The organism is Streptomyces sp. CBMA29 (genome assembly GCF_014596445.1).
Lineage (GTDB): Bacteria > Actinomycetota > Actinomycetes > Streptomycetales > Streptomycetaceae > Actinacidiphila.
This window is the reverse complement of record NZ_MECL01000035.1, coordinates 1-19621: the sequence shown is the minus strand read 5'-3', so window position 1 is coordinate 19621 and position 19621 is coordinate 1. Positions and strand designations below refer to the sequence as shown.

The following is a 19621-nucleotide window of genomic DNA, read 5'->3' as shown; positions in this document are numbered from 1 at the left end:
GTACGGGGACCGTCAGCCGGTGTACGCGGCGAACGCCTTGGAGAAGGCGCCCGCGCTCTGCACGATCGAGCTGCACGAGGCGTCGGCCCAGCTCTGCGCGCCGCCCGCGCACTGCTTGTCGCGGGTCGCGGACCACATCGACAGCCACGCCAGGCCCTTGGACTTGGCGAAGGTCACCAACTGCGTGGCGTCCTGAACGGTGAAGGTCTCCGTGGCGACGTCGTTGACGCCGATCATCGGCGTCACCGCGATCTTCTTCCACGCGGCGGCGTCGGAGATCCCGAGCACGCTCTTGACCTGCGCCTGCGTGGCGGTCGCGCCGTCGATCGCGTACTGGCCCATGTCACCGCTGAACGAGGAGCCGTAGTCCATCGCCATGATGTTGACGGCGTGGATGTCCACCCCGTTGGTCTTGGCGTTGCTCAGCAGGTTGATGCCGTCCTGCGTGAGCCCTGTCGGCATCGCGGGCAGCGTGTACGAGACCTCAAGTCCGCTGTGGCTCTTCTGGAGTTGGGCGATGGCCTGCGCGCGCCGGGTGTTGGCCGCGGTGTCCGGCAGCGCGCCGCCCTCCACGTCGAAGTCGACCTTCGTGAGCTTGAACTGGTCAACGGCCTTGCCGTACGCCGCCGCCAGGTCCGACGCCGAGGAGCACGCCGAGGCCAGCTCCGTACCGTTGGCGCCGCCGAAGGAGACGCGTACGTCGCCGCCGGCCGCCCGCAGCGCGCCGATCTGCGCGGCCACCGCGTCACTGCCCAGGTCGGTGACGCCGCCCCACTTCGGGACGCAGCCGCCGCCGGACACAAGGAAGGCCAGGTTGAACTCCTTGACGCCGTTCGCCTTCGACGCGGCGACGAGGTCGTACGCCGGGTAGAGGGAGGTGTCGACGTACGGGGCGAATCCGCTGGACGCGGTGGTGCCGCCGCCTCCGCCGCCGCCCGAGGTGGGGGTGGCGGTGGGCGTCGGGGTCTGCGTGGGCTTCTGCGTGGGGGTCGCGGTCTGCGTCGGGTGGCCCGTCGGGGTCTGAGTGGGGCCGTCGGAGACCGAGCACTTCGCGTTGTTGATCAGGCAGTTGACGGGGTCGCCCGCCGCGCCGGACGCGCTCGTCACGAAGCCGACGTCGACTTTGCCGCCGGGGGCGATCGTGCCGTTCCAGCTCTCCGCGGTGACGGTGACCGTCTGGCCCGACACCTGGTAACTGCCGTTCCACAGCGAGCTGATCTTCGTTCCCGCGGGCAGGTCGAACTTCAGCGTCCAGCCGGTGAGGGCGCCGCTCGCGGAGTTCGTGATCTCGTACTGGCCGGTGTAACCGCCGTCCCACCCGCTGGTCTTGGAGTACACCGCCCCGACCGACGCGGCACTCGCCGACCCCGCCAGTGCGAAGGCGCCTCCGGCTACGGCGGCGACGGCGGTGAGGCCGCCTATCAGTTGGACCTTCCGGCTGGGGCGACGGCGGTGCGTTGTTGCCATGTTCGGGCCTGCCTCTTGGGGGTTGGGGGGTTGGGGAGAGGGGGGACGGCGGGGTTGGGGAGAGGGGGACGCGTTGGCACGCTAGCGCGTCCAGAACGGACAAATTGGCTGGTCCGGGGCGCGGACGGGGTTCTTATGGCGCGCTTAAGCCAGCGCAAGGGAGCCGTTAAAGGTGCGGCGCGCCGGGCCCGGTCAGCGGTGGCGCTTGAGGGTCGCGCGGCGGTGGGTGGCGGTGGGGTGGGGGGTGGAGGTGTGGGGGGAGAGGGCGAGCCAGAGGCGGATCTCGGCGCCGCCGAGGACGCTGCGGCCGACGGCGAGGTCACCGCCGGTGGATTCGGCGACGCGGCGGACGATGTCGAGGCCGAGGCCGGTGGAGCCCTGGCCGCCGTCGCCGTGGCCGCGGCGCAGCGCGGCGGCGGGGTCGGCGAGGCCGGGTCCCGCGTCGGAGACGAGGACGATGACGGCGTCGTCGCCGCGGTGGACGTCGACGGCGAAGGCGGTGCCCTCCGGGGTGTGGCGGAAGACGTTGCCGAGCATGGCGTCGAGGGCGGCGGCCAGTTCGGCGCGGGCGACGGGGACCCGTACCGGTCGGTCGGCCCCCGCGGAGCGGACCTCGCGGCCCTCGTCCTCGGCGAGAGCGGACCAGAAGGCCATCCGTTCGCGGATGACCTCGGCGGCGTCGCACCCGGCGGCGCCGGTCGCGGTGTGGGCGCCGCGCTGTTCGCGGGCGGCGCGGATGATCTGGTCGACCTCGCGTTCGAGCTGGGCGACGGCCGCGCGGGTCTGGTCGGCGGCCGGGCCTTCGCCGAGGGACGCGGTGTTGAGCCGCAGCACAGTGAGCGGGGTGCGCAGCCGGTGCGAAAGGTCGGCGGCCAACTCCCTTTCGCTGGCGAGGAGTTCGACCACCTGGTCGGCCATGGCGTTGAACGCGACCGCGGCGGACCGCAGTTCGCTGGGACCGGCCTCGGGAACCCGTACCGCCAGGTCGCCTTCGCCGAGGCGCTGCGCGGCGCCCGCGAGCCGGGCGGCGGGGCGGACCATGCGGGTGCCGAGCCGGTCGGCGATGGCGACCGAGCCGACGATCAGACCGATCCCGACGGCGGCCAGCACCAGCCAGGCGGTGGGGACACCGCGGTTGATGTCGTCGTCGGGCACGAACACCTCGACGACCGCGACCGTCCCCGAGCTGACGGCGGTCGGCTGGAGCAGCGCGTATCCGCCGGGGACGCGTACGGTCGCGGCCTCGCCGTACGCCGAGGCGGTGTGCAGCGCGGCGTCGGTGGCGTGCGGGGTGCCGATGCCGACGGCCGCTGACTGCGCGGTGGCGGGTATGCGCAGCGCGATCCGGGACTCGGCGCCCGCCTGGGTGCTGGCGATGGCGCGTTCCAGCTCGCCCCGGTCGGTGGTGATGGCCAGAGCGGGCCCGATCGCGGCGGCCTGGCGTTCGGCGTTGGTGAGCGCGCGGTCGCGGGCCAGTTCCTTGACGACCAGACCGAGCGGTACGGCGAAGGCGATGACGACCATCGCCGTCACCGCCAGACTCACCTTGATCAGCGCCCATCTCATGACGGCGGCACCGCGGGGGCGGGCGGTATCGCGGTGGGCGGCAGGGCGGCGGGCGGTTCGAGTTTGACGCCGACGCCGCGCAGGGTGTGCAGATAGCGCGGGCTGGCCGCGGTCTCGCCGAGCTTGCGGCGCAGCCACGACAGGTGGACGTCGATGGTCTGGTCGTCGCCGTACGACTGCTGCCAGACCTCGGCGAGCAGTTCGCGGCGGGCGACGACGACGCCGGGCCGGGCGGCGAGGAAGGCCAGCAGGTCGAATTCGCGGCGGGTCAGGTCGAGGACGGCGCCGTCCAGGACCGCCTGGCGGCGGCGTACGTCGATGTGCAGGCCGCCGACGTGGATCAGGGCGTCCGCGGTGGGCGCGGCGGACCGGCTGCGGGCGCGCCGCAGTACGGCGGAGAGCCGGGCCGACAGGTGCTCGACGGAGAACGGCTTGATCAGGTAGTCGTCGGCCCCGGCGTTGAGCAGCCGTACGACCTCGGCCTCGTCGTCCCGCGCGGTCGCGATGATCACCGGTACGTCGCTGAGGCCGCGCAGCATCTTCAGCGCCTCGGAGCCGTCGAGGTCGGGCAGGCCGAGGTCGAGGATGACCACGTCGAAGCCGACCTGCGCGACCTCCCGCAACGCCTCAAGCGCCGTCCCCACGCTGCGTACCGTGTGGGACGCCTCGGTGAGGTGCCGAATGAGGGCGGACCGTACGAACTGGTCGTCCTCGACCACGAGCACACTTGCCATGCGCCGCAACCTAGCCCATCCGGGGGACCGGGCACCGGCCCGCCCGACGATCCGAGGCGCGTACGGGGTGCGTATCGGGGTGCGTACAGGGCGCATCGGACGCGCGGCGGGGCGGACGGTCGCGCGGGCGGTACGTGTTCCGGGCGGCGGGCGGGTGCGGCAGTATGGCGCGCGTGCACAGAGGACTGTTCCATGTCGGCGCCTGGGCGCTGGCGACCGCGGCGGCCGTGACCTTGTCGTGGTTCGGCGTGCACTCGGTGCTGCGTACGGCGTACGACCCGCCGCGCGCCCTGCCGATCTCGGACGGGGACCCGCCGGTCGTGTCCTCCACGCACCGCCCGAAGCCGACGCCGCCCGCGACGCCCACCGCCACGCCGACCGCCACGCACACCAGGGCGACGACCCCGCCTCCGGTCACCGGCAAGGCCAAGGTGCCGCCGAAGACGCCCCCGGGCACGCCGAAGGCGACCGCTCCGGCGAGCGGCGACACCGGCCATGTGCACAGCTACACCGTGGACGGCGGCCGGGTCGCCCTCGACCTGGGCCCCGACTCGGCGTCGCTGGTCTCCGCGACGCCCAATCCGGGCTGGCAGATGCAGGTCTGGACGCAGGACGGCTGGCTGCGGGTGACCTTCACCGAGACCTCCGGCAGCGGCTCGTCCTCCGTCTTCTGCACCTGGAACGGCCACGCGCCGACGGTCCAGGCCTTCGAGGACTGACGCCCGGCCTGCCGTTACGGAGCAGGCCGCGGGTACGGGGCGCGCCGGTACGGAGCAGGCCGCGGGCTTACGTGAAGGCGTCGGGCGGTGGCGCCGGGGAGTCGGCGGCCGTGGCGTCCGTGACGACAGGCGCGCCGCCCGCGAAGTCCGCCAGCTCGCGGCCGTGTTCGACCCGGCCGGGGTGCGGGTCGGTGGCGACCCTGCGGGTCAGTTCGGCGACCGGCAGGGGGTGGTCGGCGGCGTAGAGGATGAGATTGCCGAATCTCTTGCCGCGCAGCACGGCGGGGTCGGCGGCCAGACACACCTCGGCGAAGGCCGCCCGTACGGTGGCGATCTGCGCGCGCAGGAAGTCCAGCCGCCCGCCGTCGGCGAGGTTGGCGGCGTAGTGCCCGTCGGGCCGCAGCACCCGGCGGACCTCGGTGAGGAATTCGGCGCTGGTGAGGTGGGCGGGGGTGCGGGCGCCGCCGAAGACGTCGGCGATGACCAGGTCGGCCCAGCCGTCGGGCAGTTTGGCCAGGCCCGCGCGGGCGTCGCCGCCGCGTACCTTGATCCGCCAGCCGCGGTCCCAGGGCAGTTCGGCGCGGACCAACTCGACCAGCGCGGTGTCCAGTTCCACGACCTGCTGGGTGGAGCGCGGCCGGGTGTGCGCGGTGTAGCGGGCCAGCGTCAGGGCGCCGCCGCCCAGGTGCAGGACCTGCAACGGGCGGCCGGGCGGCGCGGCCAGGTCGATCAGGTGGCCGAGCCTGCGCTGGTAGGAGAAGTCCAGGTGCGCGGGGTCCGCGAGGTCCACATGCGACTGCGGGGCGCCGTCGATCAGCAGTGTCCAGCCGCCGGGGCGCGCCCGGTCGGGCACGAGCGCGGCGAGTCCGCCGCCCACCTCAGCCTCGACCGTGTCCGGGGTACGCGCCCTGCCACCGCTCTGCCGCTTGCCTGCCATCCCCCGATTATCGGGGACGGCCGACGATCGGGCGGGGCAGGGGCGGGAGGCCGGAGGGCCGAGGGGCCTGGCAGGGGCAGGTCTACCGGTACCCCGGGGTCGCGTCCGCGGTCCGCAGGGCCGACTCGGCCGGGCGGTGGTGGTCCGTGGACGGGCGGAAGCCGTCGGCCAGCTCGATGGTGCGGGCCGCCATGCCGAGGGCCGCGCGCAGTACGGCCGGGTCGGTGACGACCGTGTCGGTGTGCGGCGGCACCAGCCAGCCGGTGTCCTCGACGGGCGGCTCGTCACCGATGACCAGACCGCGGCCGTCGGTACGGGTACACGAGCTGCCGGGGACGTCCCAGCAGTCCGCGGTGCCGGGCGGGACGAGGAAGCCGAGGCTGTGCCCCGAGTTGTCGTGCAGTACGGGACCGACTCCGCTGCTCAGCCGCAGGATGTCGACCGCTTCGAGACCCTGCCTGGTCGGCACGGTGACCAGGTCGCACGGCGGCGGCAGCTGGCTGCTCTCCGTGCTCGGACCCGACGTGTGTGACCCGCTGGTGTCCAACAAGGCAACTCTCCTCACGCTCACGATGGGATCGGCACCACACCCGTATCAACGCGCCCCGGCGTCAACGGCTACGCGTGAATGACGCCGTAAGGGGTGGCGTTTCATGGCGGATAGCGCGTGAGATATCCGTTTTGTAGGCAAATTGAGTATTTCGCAGGCCCGATTCCCCGGTACGGTCGTCCCCGCCGCCGAGCGGCACCGTCCGTCCGGGAGTCCGTCATGACGTCGTTCCCCCTGTCCCCTCTCCCCCGCGCCACCGGGTCGTCCGCCGCCGCGTCCGCTTCCCCGTACACGCCCAACACCGCCTTCCGCCAGTTGCGCGGCGACCGGTCGCCGGGCGAATTCGCGGCGGCGGTACGGCGCGCCGCCCGCGGGATCGGCGAGCACGTGAGCTGCGACGCGCGGTACATCGGGCGGCTGGAGAGCGGGGAGATCCGCTGCCCCAACTACGCCTACCAGCGGGTCTTCCGCCATATGTTCCCCGACCTGACCTCGGCGGACATGGGCTTCGCGCCCCGCCGGGCGGTACGGGGCCGCGCCCGCCGCTCCCCCGAGTCCGGCACCGCCGGTCCGCCCGCCCTCTCCGTCCTGCCCTCCCCCACCGGCCCTTCTGTCCCCACCGGCCCTTCTGTCCCCACCGGCCCTTCTGTCCCCGCTGGTTCCGCCGGCCCTCCCGATCCGACGTACGAGGAGAGCGACGTGCTGCGTCGCGCATTCATGACCGGCGGCTCCGCCGCCCTCGCCAGCACGCTGGTGCCCGCGCAGGGCGGCCGGGACCGAGGCCGTACGACCGGCCGCGCCGGGTCCTCCGAGGTACGCGCCGTCCACGAGTCCGTCCGGCAGATCCGGCTGCACGACGACCGGCACGGCGCCGACGGCCTCTACACCGACGCCGGAGACGCCCTGCGCACCGCCTACCGGCTCCTCGACGAGAGCAGCCACGGGCCCGCCGTCGCCGCCGGGCTCGCCTCCGGCGCCGGTGAACTGGCCATCTCCGTCGGCTGGTTGGCCCACGACTCCGGGCGGCTCACCGAGGCCCGCTCGTACTACGCCGAGGCGCTGGCCACCGCCCGGATGGCCGGGGACTCCGCACTGGAGGCCCACGCCTTCTGCAACACCGCCTTCCTCGCCCGTGACGCCGGGCGCCCCCGCGAGGCCGTCCGCGCCGCCCAGGCCGCCCAGCTCCTCGCCCGCTTCTTCGGCTCCCCCCGGCTGCTCTCCCTGCTGGCCCTGCGCGAGGCCGGGGGACGCGCCGGGCTCGGCGACCGGCGCGGCTGCGAACTCGCCCTCTCCCGCGCCCACTCCCTCTTCGCCTCCGGCCCCCGCGACGCCGACCCCGCCTGGATGACCTTCTTCGGCGAAGCCGAACTCTCCGGCCTCGCCGCCCAGGCATGGTCCGCCCTCGGCGCCCACTCCCGCGCCGCTGCCGCCGCCCGCGAGGCCGTCCGCCTCCAGGACCCGCACTTCACCCGGAACATCGCCCTGTACGAGGCCGAACTCGCCCTCAATCTGGCCGCGTCCGGCCGGCCCGAGGAGGCCCAGGCGGCGCGCTCGCGCGCGCTGCGCCTCCTCGGACAGGTCCGCTCCTCCCGCATCCGCGCGATGCTGGTGGCGTAGCACGCGGCACCTCAGCGGACCCGGTCGTAGACGAGGGACAGCGTCCCGTGCTCGCCCGCCGCCTGGCTGACCAGCGACCACTGCCCGGCCGGCAGCCCGTCCTCGAAGAGGCGCGGTCCGCCGCCGAGGAAGACCGGGAAGACGTTGAGCGCCAGCCGGTCGACCTGGTCGGCAGCGAGCAGCGCCTTGATCACGCTCGCGCTGGACAGCACCAGGATGTCGCCGCCCTCGGTCTCCTTGAGGTCCGCGACCACCTCGGCGGTCGGCTTGTCCACGATCGTCGTCCGCTCCCACGGGGACTCCGTGAGGGTGGACGAGAGGACCACCTTCTCGTTGTCCACCAGCCACTTCGCGAAACCCTCGTCACGCGGGTCCGCACCCTCCATTCCGATGACGGTGGGCCAGAAGCCCAGGAATCCCTCAGCGTTGACCCGCCCGAGCAGAGCCGTCGTCGCGGAGCCCCAGAGGCTCGCGAGGTGGTCGCGCGCGACGTCGGTGATCGCGTACGGCATCACCCATCCCATGTCCCGGGCGTCGCCCGGACCCGCGTAGTGCCCGTCGAGGGACAGGCTCATGTTGGTGACGACCCTGCGGCTTGCGGTCTGCTCGGTCATTTCGTGCTCCTTGTGTCGTTGTCCCGCGATGTGTTGGTGTCCTGCGGCGCCGCGTCCCGCGCGGTCGCCGCGAGTGTCGCCGCGAGCTTGTCGAGGCTCTGGCCGAAGCCGATCTCGATGCCCGCGACGAAGTCGGCCGAGTCGATCGTGCTGTCGCTGATGCGGTAGCCGACGTCGAGGTGGGTGCCGGTGGGCGTCGGGCGCAGGTCGAGCGTCACGTGCGAGGTGAACGCCGTGGCGCCGTCCGGCAGCAGCGGTGAGAGCTGGTACGCGAGGCGCTCGCCCGGCCGTACGTCGTCGACCGCGCCCTCCGCGCGGCCCACCACGCCGTCGGAGCCGTCGGCGTCCTCGGCGTCCCGGTACTCCAGGACGACCCGGCCGCCCTGCCGCGCCTCGAACACCAGCTCCGAGACCCGGAGGTCCTCCGGTGCCCACCACTGCGCCAGCAGTGCCGAGTCCGTCAGGTGCCGCCAGACCACTTCGGGGCTGCCGGCCAGCGCACGCTCGAACCCGAACGTCCTTCCGTCCGCCCAGCCGGCCCCCTCCGCCGCCATGCGCTCCGCCCTCAGGCTCAGGCCGTACCGGTCGTACGTCGCCCGTGTCCCGCCCTGTACCTCCCATTCCGCCGTGTTCGCCGTGTTCGCCGTGTTCGCCGCGTTCGCCGTGTCCGCCAGCAGGTTCAGTGCCGCCGCCAGGTCCCTGAGCGGGGCTGAGCGCAGCGCGTATATCCGGCGCTGGCCGGAGCGCTGCGACATCACGACGCCTGCGCGTTCCAGCGTCTGGAGGTGCTTTGTCGTCTGCGGCTGGCGGGCCTCTGCGAGCTGTGCGAGCACGCCCACTGAGCGGGGGTGCTCTGCGAGCAGGCTCACGAGGCGCCACCGCGCCGGGTCCGCCAAGGCGGTGAGGAGTGCGTCCATGTCTTGAGTATTCCCCACAAAGCATATTCGTGTCAACGAATATCTCTCGCTCGCCTCCTGTGGTGTTTCTCCTCCCCGCCCGCCCGCCCACCCGTGCGGGTGCTTTTTCCGTCTGCGGGTGCCGCCCGTGCCTGGTCGGTCCCGGCCCGGGATACCTCCTCGAAATCCGTAACACCTGGCCCCTCGTATCCGGCACCCTTCCTGTCAACGTATTTCTGCGGGGGCACCCCGCCCCGTCCCCTCCGGGTCCATCGGCGTCCGCCTGCCCGGTGGGGGTGGCCGGGGAGGGGGGTGCGTGGGGGTGAGCTCGTCGGCGTTCGCCTGCCGGTGGGGGTGGGCGGGAGGGGGGTGGGTGGGCTCGGGTACGTCGGCGGGTGCCTGTCCGGCGGGGTGGCCAGGGAGGGGGGTGGGTGGGTTTGGGTACGGCGGCGGGTGCCTGTTCATGTGGGTGGCGGAGGGGGGTGGGGGCTGGGCCGCTGCGCCACCTGGCCGTCCAGCCGGGGTGGGCGAAAGGGGGGGTGGGGGAGGTGCGGGTCCCGCGCGGCCGACGTTCGGCGAGGTGGCGCAGGGGGGTGGGTGGGGTCCGGGTCTTGGGCGGCCGACGGGGCGCCTTCGGGCGGGGGGGTGGGCGGGTTTAGGCACATCGGCATCCGACAGTCCGGTGGGGGGCGGCGGGAGGGGGTGGGAGGGAGGCCGAGCCCCGGCGCCGCCCGATCGTCCAGCTGGGGCGGGCGAAAACGGGTGCCAGGAACCGGGACCTGCGCCACGCGACGTCCGGCCGGGGTGGGCGAAAGGGAGTGGGTGAGGGCCGAGAGGACCTGCGCGGGCTGGCAGTGTGGCGGGGCGGGGGCTTCGTGGGGTGCTTGGGGAAGGGCCCGAGGTCTTCGCCACACCGGGAGGGGGCACCGGCGCAGGACGGTTCGCCGGAAGACCCCCCACCCCCTCAGCCACAGCGGACAGGCGGACGCCGACGTACCGGAAGGGGACGGGCCGGGGTGCCCCCGCAGAAATGCGGTGACAGGAAGGGTGCCGAATCAGCAAAGAGCAGGCAGCCGCATTTCGAGGAGGTACCCCGGACCGGCACCGACCAGGCACAAGCGGCACCCGCAGACGAACAACACACCCGCACGGGTGGGCGGGCGGGAAAGACAAGACAACGAGAGCCGGAGGCGGGTTCGTTAGGGTGCGGGAAGGGGGTGAGGAGCGGTGGGCGGTGAAACCGTCGGAGGCGTCGCCGCGTCCACCGCGGCGCTGCTGCTGACCCTGTACCTGCTCACCCTCCGCCGCACCGCCGGCCTCGCCGCCACCGGCGCGGCCCTCGCCGTCGCGATAACCGCCGCCACCGCCGCCGCGGCCGGGCTGAGGCCGTGGAACGTCGCGGGCACCGCCCTCGTGGCGGCGGGCGCCGCGGCCGTCACGTGGGTCCTGGGCCGGTCGAGGAAACGCAAGCGCGCCGAGCGTTCGGCCCTGGCCGCGTACCGTACCGGCGCACCCCAGATCCCCCGCTTCGCGGCCCTCGCGGAACGCGACCGCCTCGCGGTCGAGCTGCACGACGTGGCCGCCCAGTGCCTGACGGCGATCGTCGTCTCCGCCGCGGCGGCGCACCGCCTCGCCGACCCCGAGCGCACGGCCGCCGCACTGCGTCACGCGGGCGCCGCCGCCCGCCAGGCGATCGCCGAACTCGACGTCCTCACCGACCACGAGGACGAAAGAGCGGACGAAAGACAGGACGAAAGAGCGGCGGACCTCGACGCCATAGCCGCCCTCGCCGCCGAGTCCCGCGCCCATTACGAGTGCACCGCCCCGGCGGTCCCCGCGCCGACCGCCGCCCTCGCGTACCGCGTCGTGCGCGAGTCCCTGACCAACGCGGCCCGCTACGCCCGCGGTTCGGCGATCCGTATCGCCGTCGAGGCCGCCCCCGGCCTGGTCACGGTGACGGTCGGCGACAGCGGCGGCACGGCGCTCGAACCCCGCCTCGGCACGGGCCACGGCCTGGCCGGGCTGCGTACGACCGTGGCCGCCGCCGGGGGCGCGCTCAGTTACGGCCCGGACGGCCCCGGCTGGACGGTCCGGGCCGAACTCCCGGTCGTACACGCCGCGTCTGGCCGGACGCCCGGCCGCACGCCCGGCCGCACGCCCGGCCGCACGCCCGGCCGCACACCCGGCCTCCGCCGCCGCCCCCTGTGGCGGGGACCCACCGCGCTCGACTGGGCACTGGTCGTCCTGGCCGTCGCGCTGTCGCTCGGCGCGAGCCTGTTGTCGGACGATGTGCCCGACTCGTTTCGCGGGCTGCTGCCGAGCGTGCCGGTGGTGGTGCTGTCCGGGCTGCACGCGGTGCCGTTGGGGTGGCGGTCGCGGGCGCCGGGGGCGGGGCTGGTGGCGGCGCTGTCGGCGCTGGTGCTGTGGTGGGGGTGCGACAGGGCCGGGTGGACCCGGCCGCCGGTCAGTGACATTTTCCTGGTCTATTGGTGGGTCGAGCTGACGTTCGTCTTCAGCGCGGGCGCGTATCTGGCGGTGCGGCGCGGGCTGATGGCGCCGGTGGCGGTGGCCGTGACCGGGGGGCTCGCGCTGGCCAGCGCCGACGGCATCACCGGAAGCAGGGCGGCGGCCTGGGCGGCGCTGACCGGGCTGCTGGCGGTGCCGTCGTTCGCGCTGTGGTGGCTGGGTCTGGCCACCGCCCGGCGGCGGGAGCGGCGCGGGGCGGTGGCAGCGCGGGGGCGGGAGCGGCTCGAACGGGACGCCGACGCCGCCGTACGCGACCAGCGCCGCCTGATCGCGGCGGGCCTGCTGCGTACCGCCCGGCAATACGCGGCGAATGTGGCGGACGCGGCCGACGCGGGACGGCTCGACGCCGTGCTCGACGAGGCGCGCGCGGCCCTGGGCGCGCTCCGCGAACTCCTGCGTGACCTGCGCGGCCGGGACGGCGTGAGCGCTCCGCCGCCCACGGTGGCGGGGATCGCCGCGCTGGCGGGCCGGTACGGCGCGACCGTCCGCTACCGGGGGCCGCACCGGGCAGTGACCGTCGTCGTGGGGGTGGCCGCGTACCGGGTCGCGGCGCTGCTGCTCACCGAGGGCGTCACGCTCACCGTGCTGCGCCTGGACTCAGGGGTCGAACTCACCGCGCCGCCGCCCGGCGGCTCCGGCGCCCTGCGTCGGGTACGTGCGGTGGCCGACGCGGTCGGCGGTACGCTCACCAGGACCGACGACGACGCGGTGCGCGTGTGGCTGCCGGAGGTGTTCCCATCACGATCAGGGTGACGGTCGCCGACGACCAGGCGGTCGTCCGCGCGGGCATCGCGGCGATCGTCGACGCGGAGCCCGGCCTGTCGGTCGTCGGCCAGGCCGACGACGGGGAGTCGGCGGTGGCGCTCGCCCTCGAACTGCGCCCGGACATCGCGCTGATGGACATCAGGATGCCCGGCACCGGCGGTCTCGCGGCCACCGCCCGGATCGTCGCGGGCGCCCCCGCCACCCGCGTCATCGTGCTCACCAGCTTCGACCTCGACGAGTACGTGTTCGCCGCGCTGCGCGCCGGGGCCGTCGGCTTCCTGCTCAAGGACGCCGAGCCGGAACGGGTCGTGGACGCCGTACGGGTGGTGGCCGGCGGAGCCGCCCTGCTCGACCCCGCGGTGACCGGACGGCTGATCGAGCGGTACGCCGCCGGGCCCGTCCCAACCGACCCGGCGCGGCTGGCGCGGCTCACCCCGCGCGAGACCGAGGTCCTGCGGCACGTCGCGCGCGGCCTGGCCAACGCCGAGATCGCCGCCGTACTGGGCATCAGCCCGGCTACCGTCAAGGACCACGTCGCCGTGGTCCTCGGCAAACTGGGCGTACGCGACCGGGTCCAGGCGACGATCGCCGCGTACGAGACGGGCCTGATCCGCCCCGGAACCGGCTAAACCCACAGTCCGCGGCCCGCAGCCCCCGGCCGCGTACGAGGGCCTGATCCGCCCCGGAGCCGCCTGAGTCCGCGGCCGGGACCCCCGCCGTGCGGCGGGGGTCGGCACCCCGCCGACCTGCGGATTTCGCCGCGTGCCGGTCGTCCGGGCGCACGACGACCGGGTGACCCGCGCGTACCTAGCCTCGGCGGCATGGCACTGAGACCTCCCCCGCTTCCCCCGCTCCCCCCTCTTCCCCCGCTCGCGCGCCGCATATTCGGCGGCGTCCTCCTCGTCGTCACGGTGGCGCTGACGCCCGTCACCGCGACGGCAGGTTTCTTCGCGGCGGCGTTCGCGACCGCGAACGTGTCCCTGCTCGCCCTGTGCGGCCTGCTGGTCGCCGCGGGGACGGCCGCGGCGCTCGGCCGAGGAGCGTTCGCCCTGCTCGGCAAGGGCGGCCTGCGGGCGACCTGCGTCCTCACCGGCGTCCTGCTCCTCGGCGTCTGCGCGCTCGCCGCCGGTACGGTCTTCCGCCCGATGCCGACCTCCGCCCCGGCCCCGGTCCCGGCGGACGTCGGATTCTGGAATCTGCCGACCGGCTCACGCATCGCCTATGTGCACGCTCCCGCCGTCGGCACTCCGAGGCCGGCCCCGGTCGTCTTCCTGCACGGCGGCCCCGGCACCCCGTCCGAGGGCATCCCCACCGGCGGCCGGGAACTGGCCGCGGACGGCTTCGACGTCTACGCGTACGACCAGGTGGGCGCCGGACGCTCCACCCGGCTCTCCGACATCACCCAGTACACGGTGGCGCGCCAGGTCGCGGACCTCGACGCGATCCGCCGCACGATCGGGGCGGACCGGATCATCGTCGTCGGCCAGTCGTGGGGCGGTTCGCTGGCCGCCCAGTACCTGCTGGCGCACGGCACGCACGTCGCCAAGGCCGTGTTCACCTCGCCCGGCGCGCTGTGGGGCCACGAATTCCCCGGCTCCGCGGCGGGAGACCCCTGGGACCACCTGACACCGGCCCAGCGGGCGGCCCGTGACCGGCTCGACAGCAAGCCGCGGCTGATCGCCGCCAGCCTGCTGCTCCAGATCAACGCGCGCGCCGCGCACGCCCTGGTGGGCGACGGCGAACTCGACCACTGGATGCACGAGGTGGCCCTGCTCGGCAAGGACACCGCCTCCTGCGCGGACGCCGCGGCCTCGGAGGCGCACGCCAACCCCCAGGGCTTCTACAGCAACCAGATGACCGTCAAGGACTTTGAACAGCTCCCCGACCCGCGCCCCAAGCTGCGCGCCATCCACGTTCCCTCCCTGGTCATGCGGGGAAGCTGCGACTTCATCAAGCCCGCCGTGACCGAGGAGTACCGGCAGACCCTCCCGGACTCCCGCATCGTGCGCGTCAAGGACGCGGGCCACGCCATCTCCCACGACCAGCCCGCCCTCTACACCGCCCTCCTCCGGTCCTTCCTCCTGAACCGCCCCCTGCCGACACCCGCCTCCTGAGCCGAGGAAGGGGGAGGGGAGGGGAGGGGAGGGGAGGGGAGGGGACGGGCTGGGGTGCCCCCGCAGAAATACGTTGACAGGAAGGTCACCGGATACGCGTGACCAGGTGATACGGATTTCGAGGAGGTACCCCGGCCCGGCACCGACCCCCGCCCGAACGGCACCCGAACGGCACCCGAAAGAGCCAGGGCCTCACGCCAAGTGACCCGTGTCGTTCCAGCGTTCGATCGCCGGCGCGCCGTAGGCCCAGCCGAGGATGGACAGGGAGGCGGGGTCGAGGCGGAGGGCGCCGGCGAAGGACGGGTCGAGGCCGAGCCAGCGGGCCCCGAGGACGCGCAGGAAGTGCCCGTGGGCGAAGACGAGGACGTCGCGCTCGGCGGACCGCGCCCAGGAGACGACCTGGTCGGCGCGCGCGGCGACCTCGGCCAGCGCCTCACCGCCCGGCACGCCGTCGCGCCAGATGGTGAAGCCGGGCCGCAGGCCCTGGAGCTGGGCGGGCGTCAGGCCCTCGTAGTCGCCGTAGTCCCATTCGACCAGCGCGTCCCACTCCTTGGCGGCGCCGCCGAACCCGGTGAGGTCACAGGTCTCGGCGGCCCGCAGCAGCGGACTCGTGCGGACCTCGACGTCGGGAAGTCCGTTCCAGGGCCCGCGCGCGAGCCGCTCCCCGAGGATTCGCGCGGTGCGCCGCCCCTCCTCGGTGAGGGGGATGTCGGTGCGGCCGGTGTGCCGCCCGGACAGGGACCATTCCGTCTGGCCGTGTCTGACCAGAAGAATGCGCGGAGCCATGCGGCGGTGCCTTTCCTAGGAAGCGGGCCCCCCATCATCGCGCACGGCCCCGCCGTCTCCTCGCGCACGGGCCGCGCACAGGCCGCACGAGGGCCGCGCGCGGGCCCGGCCGTCCGCGCCCTCAGAGCCCCTGGCCGCCGCCGAGCAGCCCTTCCAGCAGTCCTTCGAGGCCGAATTCGTACTGCGCGGACCCCTGGTCCTGGGCGCAGAGGAGTTCGGGCGCGAGGCTGACGAGGGCGGGGTAGACGTCGGGCGGCAGGGCGTCGATCTTGGCGCGGACCCGGTCGCGTACCCCGTCCTCGCACAGGGCGCGGGCCCGCCGCGTGTTCCACAGGGCGGAGCCGACGGTGTACTGCATGAGGGCCACGTGGGCGTGCGCGGCGTCGGCGCGGCCGAGTCCGGCGCGCCTGAGCAGTTCGAGCATGCGGTCGATGACGGCTATGGCGTCGTCGCCGCGCAGCGGCCTGATGGTGAGGAGCTGGAGCGCGGAGGGGTGCTCGGTGAAGAGCCCGTAGACGCCGCGGCAGACCTCCCGCAGCTCACCTCGCGGATCGCCCGTGCCGGTGGGCGGAAGCTCTATCGTGTCCATCAGACGCTGTGCCACGGCGTCGCTGATCTCGTCCTTGCCGCGGAAGTGGGAGTAGACCGCCATGGTGCCGACGCCGAGTTCCTGGGCGAGCGCGCGCATGGTGAACGCCTCGGCGCCGTCGCGGTCGAGGAGGGTGATCGCGGCGTCGAGGATACGGTCGGGGTTGAGCGAGTTGCGGGGAGCGCGGCGCCGTGGGGAGCGGACCGGCTGGGTGACGGACATCCGATTCTCTTGTTTCTCGTACTTAGTCGTACTTACTCGTACTTCAGTCGCACATCAGTTGTGCTTGAGTGCCTCGATCGATGAGGTACGCCGAGGTCAAAACGTCGCCAACACGTCGAGGAATACGCCGAGGAAGGCAACCCGGAGAGCGGACCGGGCGTCCTCGACTGCACATACCCCTGCTACGGAACGTTGAACACCGTACGATGTCGGAGTTTCTTCCGTAGTTCTGGGCCGGTGTACGTGGCGTTTAGCGTACGTCGTACGGTAGAGGGTACGCGCCACGACCATGACCGCCCGCCCGCGGCCTTCGGAGAACCTGGAGAGACGCCCGCATGACGATCACCGCCACCGCGCCGCGCGCCGCCGCCTACCGGGGCAAGCTGCGCTGGTGGACAGAGCTGCCGCTCATCGCGGTGATTTACGGGCTCTACTCCGGCGCCCGCCTGCTGGTCAGGGGGGATGTGGACGACGCCGTCGAACACGGCGCGGACATCCTGCACCTCGAGCAGCTCCTGCACATCGATCCGGAGCGCTGGTTCAACAAGCTCTTCACCCAGCACGCCTTCCTGGGCGTGCCCGCGGACTTCGCGTACGCGTCGCTGCACTATGTGGTCACGCCGAGCATCCTGGTCTGGCTGTGGCGCCGCCGCCCCACGCACTACCGGATGGCGCGTACGTGGCTGATGATCTCGACGCTGATCGGTCTGGTCGGCTTCACCGTGGCGCCCACCGCGCCGCCGCGGCTGATCGGCGGCGGGCACGGCTTCATCGACACGATGGCGCAGTACGGCTCCTACGGCTGGTGGGGCACCGACGCGAGCGCGCCGCGCGGTATGGGACATCTCACCAACCAGTACGCGGCGATGCCCAGCCTCCACGTGGGCTGGTCGCTGTGGTGCGGGATCATCCTGTGGCGCTACGGGCGGAACAGGGTGGTGCGCACCCTGGGCGTGCTCTACCCGATGACGACGGCGTGTGTCGTGATGGGCACCGCCAACCACTATCTGCTGGACGCGGTGGCCGGTGTCGCCGTGATGGGCCTGGGCTATCTGCTGGCGAAGCCCGCGCTGCGGGTCGCCGACCGGCTGCTGGCGCGCGTGAAGGAAGCCGTGGGCAGGCCGACGGCCGAGGGGTCGGAGCCGGTTTCCGGTTCGTCGTCCGCGGTGGTCGCCGCGCACGTGACCCACACCGCGCACGTCGCCCACACCGCGCAGGTATCCAACGGCAAACAGGTCTCCAACGGCACGCAGGTCTCCCCCGGCGCGCATGGCACCGGCGTCAGCGGTGTCGCCGCGAGCATCCCGACGCCCGGCGGCGGCGCCTCCGTACCGAAGCCGCGGACCGTCTCCGTACCGCCCGGCGCGGACGGGCCGGATGATGCCGACGACCCGCGGGCGGCGGGCGAACACGCCGGACAGAGCCGGATGTCGTAGCCGGGTGCCACACTTTCGCGGGTGAGCACTACGCACCACCACCACTCGCTGCGGGAACGGCTGGCCGCGCTGCGCGGCCCCGACACCGCGCCACGGCCGCTCGACGCACGCGCGCTGGCCGCGCTGGCCGCCAACCCCGGCTGCCGCCGCCGCGCGCTGCTGGACGCCGCCGGGGTCGACAAGGGCGCGGTCGCCGAAGTGCTGGGCGCGCCCGCCCGGTTCGGCCAGTCCCGCTTCGCCTTCTCGCGCGGCCACGCCTTCGAGGCCCGCGTCAAACGGGACGGCTGCGCCGAGTTGCTGCGGCTGCTGGGCGCGGCGGAGACGGCGGCGGGGATTCCGCAGTCCGCTCAGGTCCCCGATCTGTCGGCGGCGGGGCCCGAGGGCCGGGCGGCCCGGACGCGGCTGGCGCTCGCCGAGGCACCGGCCGGTTCCTGGACGCTGCTCGACCACCCGCTGCTGGCACTCGAGGTCGCGGGCTCCCTGGCGTATCTGGAGCCGGACGCGGTGGCGGTGCGGCCCGACGGGTCCTGGACGGTGGTGGAGATCAAGTCCTTCCCGATCCTGGACGGCGGCGCGGACGCGTTGAAGGTCGGCGCGGCGGCCCGGCAGTCCGCGGTGTACGTGCTCGCGCTCGACGAGGTGGCGGCCGGCCGGACCCGGCCCGACGTCCTGCTGGTCTGCCCGAAGGACTTCTCGAATCTGCCGACCGCCGAGTGGGTCGACGTGCGCAAGCAGCTCTCGGTCACCCGGCGGCAGTTGACCCGGCTGACCCGGATCGAGGAGATCGCGGCGGCCCTCCCCGAGGGCACCACCTTCGACCTGAGGTACGGCGCGGACGGCAGTACGCCGACCCGGCCGCGGATCGACCTGACCGCCGCCGTGGACGCCGTGCCCGCCGCGTACGCACCCGAGTGCCTGTCGGCCTGCGAGCTGGCGTACCACTGCCGTGACCGGTCGCGGGCGGACGGCTGCGTGGAGTCCCTCGGCCGCGGTCTGCGCGGCGAGCTGGGCACCCTGACGACGGTGGAGGCGGTGCTGTCGGCCGCGCACGGTGAGGCCGGTGACCCGGCCGACCCGGCGGTGGCGGCGCTGCGCCGGGCGGCGGCCTTGCGGGCCGAGGCGCTGTCCGCCCGGGAGGAGCCCCCCGCGCTGCCCGCCCAGGCCGCCGGACGGGACGGCGTACCGGGCGGGGTACCGGGCGGCGTACCGGACGACGCCGCCGCACGGGACGGTGCCGCATGTCGTTGATGAACACGCTCGCGCGGGCCGAGGCCGTCGCGACGGGCCGGGCCGTACCCGCGGCGACCGTACGCCACCGGCATCTGGCCGAACGGCCGCTGGTGCTGGTGCCGTTGACGACGGCCGGTGAGGCGGGCGCGCCGCTGGGCGCGATGGTCGGCACCGACCGGGCGGCGCCCGAGCTGCTGGTGGTGCCGCAGCCGCTGGACCGGGAGCTGCGCTTCGGCTTCTTCGCCGGGCTCGCGGGCGCCGTACTGCCGTTGATGGACGCGTACGCGGACGACGTGGAGGTGGAGCCCGCCACGCGCAACCGCGTGGGGGCACCTCCCAGCCGCCGGGCTGGGGGAGCGTCCGAAGTCTGCTCGGACGCGCCGCAGATCGTGGTGCCGAACAGCGCGGCGCTGGAGTACGTACGCCTGCTCGGCCGGTCCACGCGCTTCCTGCGGACCGTCGAGGACGCGGACGCGCCGCACCCCGTCCCGGTGCCGGTGCCGCTGCTCGGCCGCTGGCTGACGCATTACGGGGAGCGGGCGCGTACGCCGGGCAGCGCGCTGCTGGTGGCCGCGACGGAGCTGCTGACCCGGCACTGGGCGACCGGGCAGAGCTCGATGGAGGACCAGCACCTGGGCGGCCTGCTCGGCTGGATCGACCCGCCGGACGGGCTGGACGGGGCGGTCGCCGCCGAGCGCGCGCAGACCGACCGCGCCGCCGACGGGCTGCTGCTGAGCCCGCCCGCGGGTCCCGCGACCGACCCGGTCTTCGACAACCGTGTGCTGGCTCCCGCGATGGCCCGCTACGACGCGGCGCGTACGGCGGCGGAGGCCGACCCGGCCGGGGCCGCCGC

General features: G+C 74.0%; 15 protein-coding genes and 2 pseudogenes. 8 read left to right on the top strand and 9 right to left on the bottom strand.

Translation table 11 applies throughout. The features are described from left to right. Positions 1 to 12: 12 nt before the first annotated feature. The 3 genes from BGM09_RS05485 to BGM09_RS05475 all read right to left on the bottom strand — a co-directional run bounded on the left by BGM09_RS05485 (position 13) and on the right by BGM09_RS05475 (position 3767). Positions 13 to 1467: a cellulose binding domain-containing protein gene (locus BGM09_RS05485; protein ID WP_188280267.1), complete on the bottom strand. Its 1455-nt coding sequence runs from the start codon at positions 1465 to 1467 to the stop codon at positions 13 to 15. Between the two features lie 192 nt (positions 1468 to 1659). Next, positions 1660 to 3033, bottom strand: coding sequence for a sensor histidine kinase (locus tag BGM09_RS05480; RefSeq protein WP_188280266.1), 1374 nt, complete (start codon positions 3031 to 3033; stop codon positions 1660 to 1662). After that, positions 3030 to 3767 carry a response regulator transcription factor gene (locus BGM09_RS05475; protein ID WP_188280265.1) on the bottom strand — a complete coding sequence of 246 codons (738 nt, stop codon included), beginning with the start codon at positions 3765 to 3767 and terminating at the stop codon, positions 3030 to 3032. The genes BGM09_RS05480 and BGM09_RS05475 overlap by 4 nt, the downstream gene beginning before the upstream one ends. 164 nt (positions 3768 to 3931) lie before the next feature. Here BGM09_RS05475 and BGM09_RS05470 point away from each other — a divergent pair, with 164 nt between their 5' ends. Then, on the top strand, positions 3932 to 4486 hold the full coding sequence (locus BGM09_RS05470; RefSeq protein ID WP_188280264.1) for a hypothetical protein: 555 nt from the start codon (positions 3932 to 3934) through the stop codon (positions 4484 to 4486). A gap of 67 nt (positions 4487 to 4553) precedes the next feature. Here the strand turns inward: BGM09_RS05470 and BGM09_RS05465 are convergent, their stop codons facing one another. Both BGM09_RS05465 and BGM09_RS05460 read right to left on the bottom strand, forming a co-directional pair. After that, positions 4554 to 5423 carry a spermidine synthase gene (locus tag BGM09_RS05465; protein WP_188280263.1) on the bottom strand — a complete coding sequence of 290 codons (870 nt, stop codon included), beginning with the start codon at positions 5421 to 5423 and terminating at the stop codon, positions 4554 to 4556. A 154-nt stretch (positions 5424 to 5577) separates the two neighbouring features. Continuing rightward, positions 5578 to 5970: pseudogene (locus tag BGM09_RS05460) on the bottom strand (hypothetical protein); the annotation flags it as partial. Between the two features lie 222 nt (positions 5971 to 6192). Here BGM09_RS05460 and BGM09_RS05455 point away from each other — a divergent pair. Continuing rightward, positions 6193 to 7590: a tetratricopeptide repeat protein gene (locus tag BGM09_RS05455; RefSeq protein ID WP_188280262.1), complete on the top strand. Its 1398-nt coding sequence runs from the start codon at positions 6193 to 6195 to the stop codon at positions 7588 to 7590. A gap of 11 nt (positions 7591 to 7601) precedes the next feature. On the opposite strand, the gene BGM09_RS05450 is transcribed toward BGM09_RS05455, so the two are convergent. Beyond that, a complete protein-coding gene (locus BGM09_RS05450) occupies positions 7602 to 8204 on the bottom strand; it encodes a dihydrofolate reductase family protein (RefSeq protein ID WP_188280261.1) in 603 nt (200 codons plus the stop codon). Further along, positions 8201 to 9121, bottom strand: coding sequence for a metalloregulator ArsR/SmtB family transcription factor (locus BGM09_RS05445; RefSeq protein ID WP_188280260.1), 921 nt, complete (start codon positions 9119 to 9121; stop codon positions 8201 to 8203). The genes BGM09_RS05450 and BGM09_RS05445 overlap by 4 nt, the downstream gene beginning before the upstream one ends. A 1206-nt stretch (positions 9122 to 10327) precedes the next feature. On the opposite strand from BGM09_RS05445, the gene BGM09_RS05440 reads away from it, so the two are divergent. The 3 genes from BGM09_RS05440 (at position 10328) to BGM09_RS05430 (ending at position 14505) form a co-directional block, all read left to right on the top strand. Beyond that, complete coding sequence (locus BGM09_RS05440) at positions 10328 to 12379, top strand: histidine kinase (RefSeq protein ID WP_188280259.1); 2052 nt, start codon at positions 10328 to 10330, stop codon at positions 12377 to 12379. Next, positions 12376 to 13020, top strand: coding sequence for a response regulator transcription factor (locus BGM09_RS05435; RefSeq protein WP_317452544.1), 645 nt, complete (start codon positions 12376 to 12378; stop codon positions 13018 to 13020). Before BGM09_RS05440 ends, BGM09_RS05435 begins: the two co-directional genes overlap by 4 nt. Before the next feature lie 192 nt (positions 13021 to 13212). Continuing rightward, entirely contained in the window at positions 13213 to 14505 is a 1293-nt protein-coding gene (locus BGM09_RS05430) for an alpha/beta fold hydrolase (protein ID WP_188280258.1), read from the top strand. Positions 14506 to 14697: 192 nt separating this feature from the next. Here BGM09_RS05430 and BGM09_RS05425 read toward each other — a convergent pair whose 3' ends face one another. Beyond that, positions 14698 to 15291, bottom strand: a complete 594-nt coding sequence (locus BGM09_RS05425) for a histidine phosphatase family protein (RefSeq protein ID WP_188280257.1) — start codon at positions 15289 to 15291, stop codon at positions 14698 to 14700. 121 nt (positions 15292 to 15412) lie between these two features. Continuing rightward, the gene (locus BGM09_RS05420) at positions 15413 to 16102 is read right to left on the bottom strand and encodes a TetR/AcrR family transcriptional regulator (RefSeq protein ID WP_188280256.1); all 690 of its coding nucleotides are present in this window, start codon (positions 16100 to 16102) and stop codon (positions 15413 to 15415) included. 335 nt (positions 16103 to 16437) lie between these two features. Here BGM09_RS05420 and BGM09_RS05415 point away from each other — a divergent pair, with 335 nt between their 5' ends. From BGM09_RS05415 to BGM09_RS05405, 3 genes and pseudogenes are all read left to right on the top strand, one after another. Continuing rightward, positions 16438 to 17538 carry a phosphatase PAP2 family protein gene (locus BGM09_RS05415; RefSeq protein ID WP_188280255.1) on the top strand — a complete coding sequence of 367 codons (1101 nt, stop codon included), beginning with the start codon at positions 16438 to 16440 and terminating at the stop codon, positions 17536 to 17538. Between the two features lie 21 nt (positions 17539 to 17559). Further along, positions 17560 to 18786 (top strand): hypothetical protein, encoded by a 1227-nt coding sequence (locus BGM09_RS05410; protein ID WP_317452543.1) that lies wholly within the window; start codon positions 17560 to 17562, stop codon positions 18784 to 18786. Beyond that, positions 18777 to 19621, top strand: a pseudogene (locus BGM09_RS05405) (hypothetical protein); the annotation flags it as partial. The gene BGM09_RS05410 and the pseudogene BGM09_RS05405, both read left to right, overlap by 10 nt.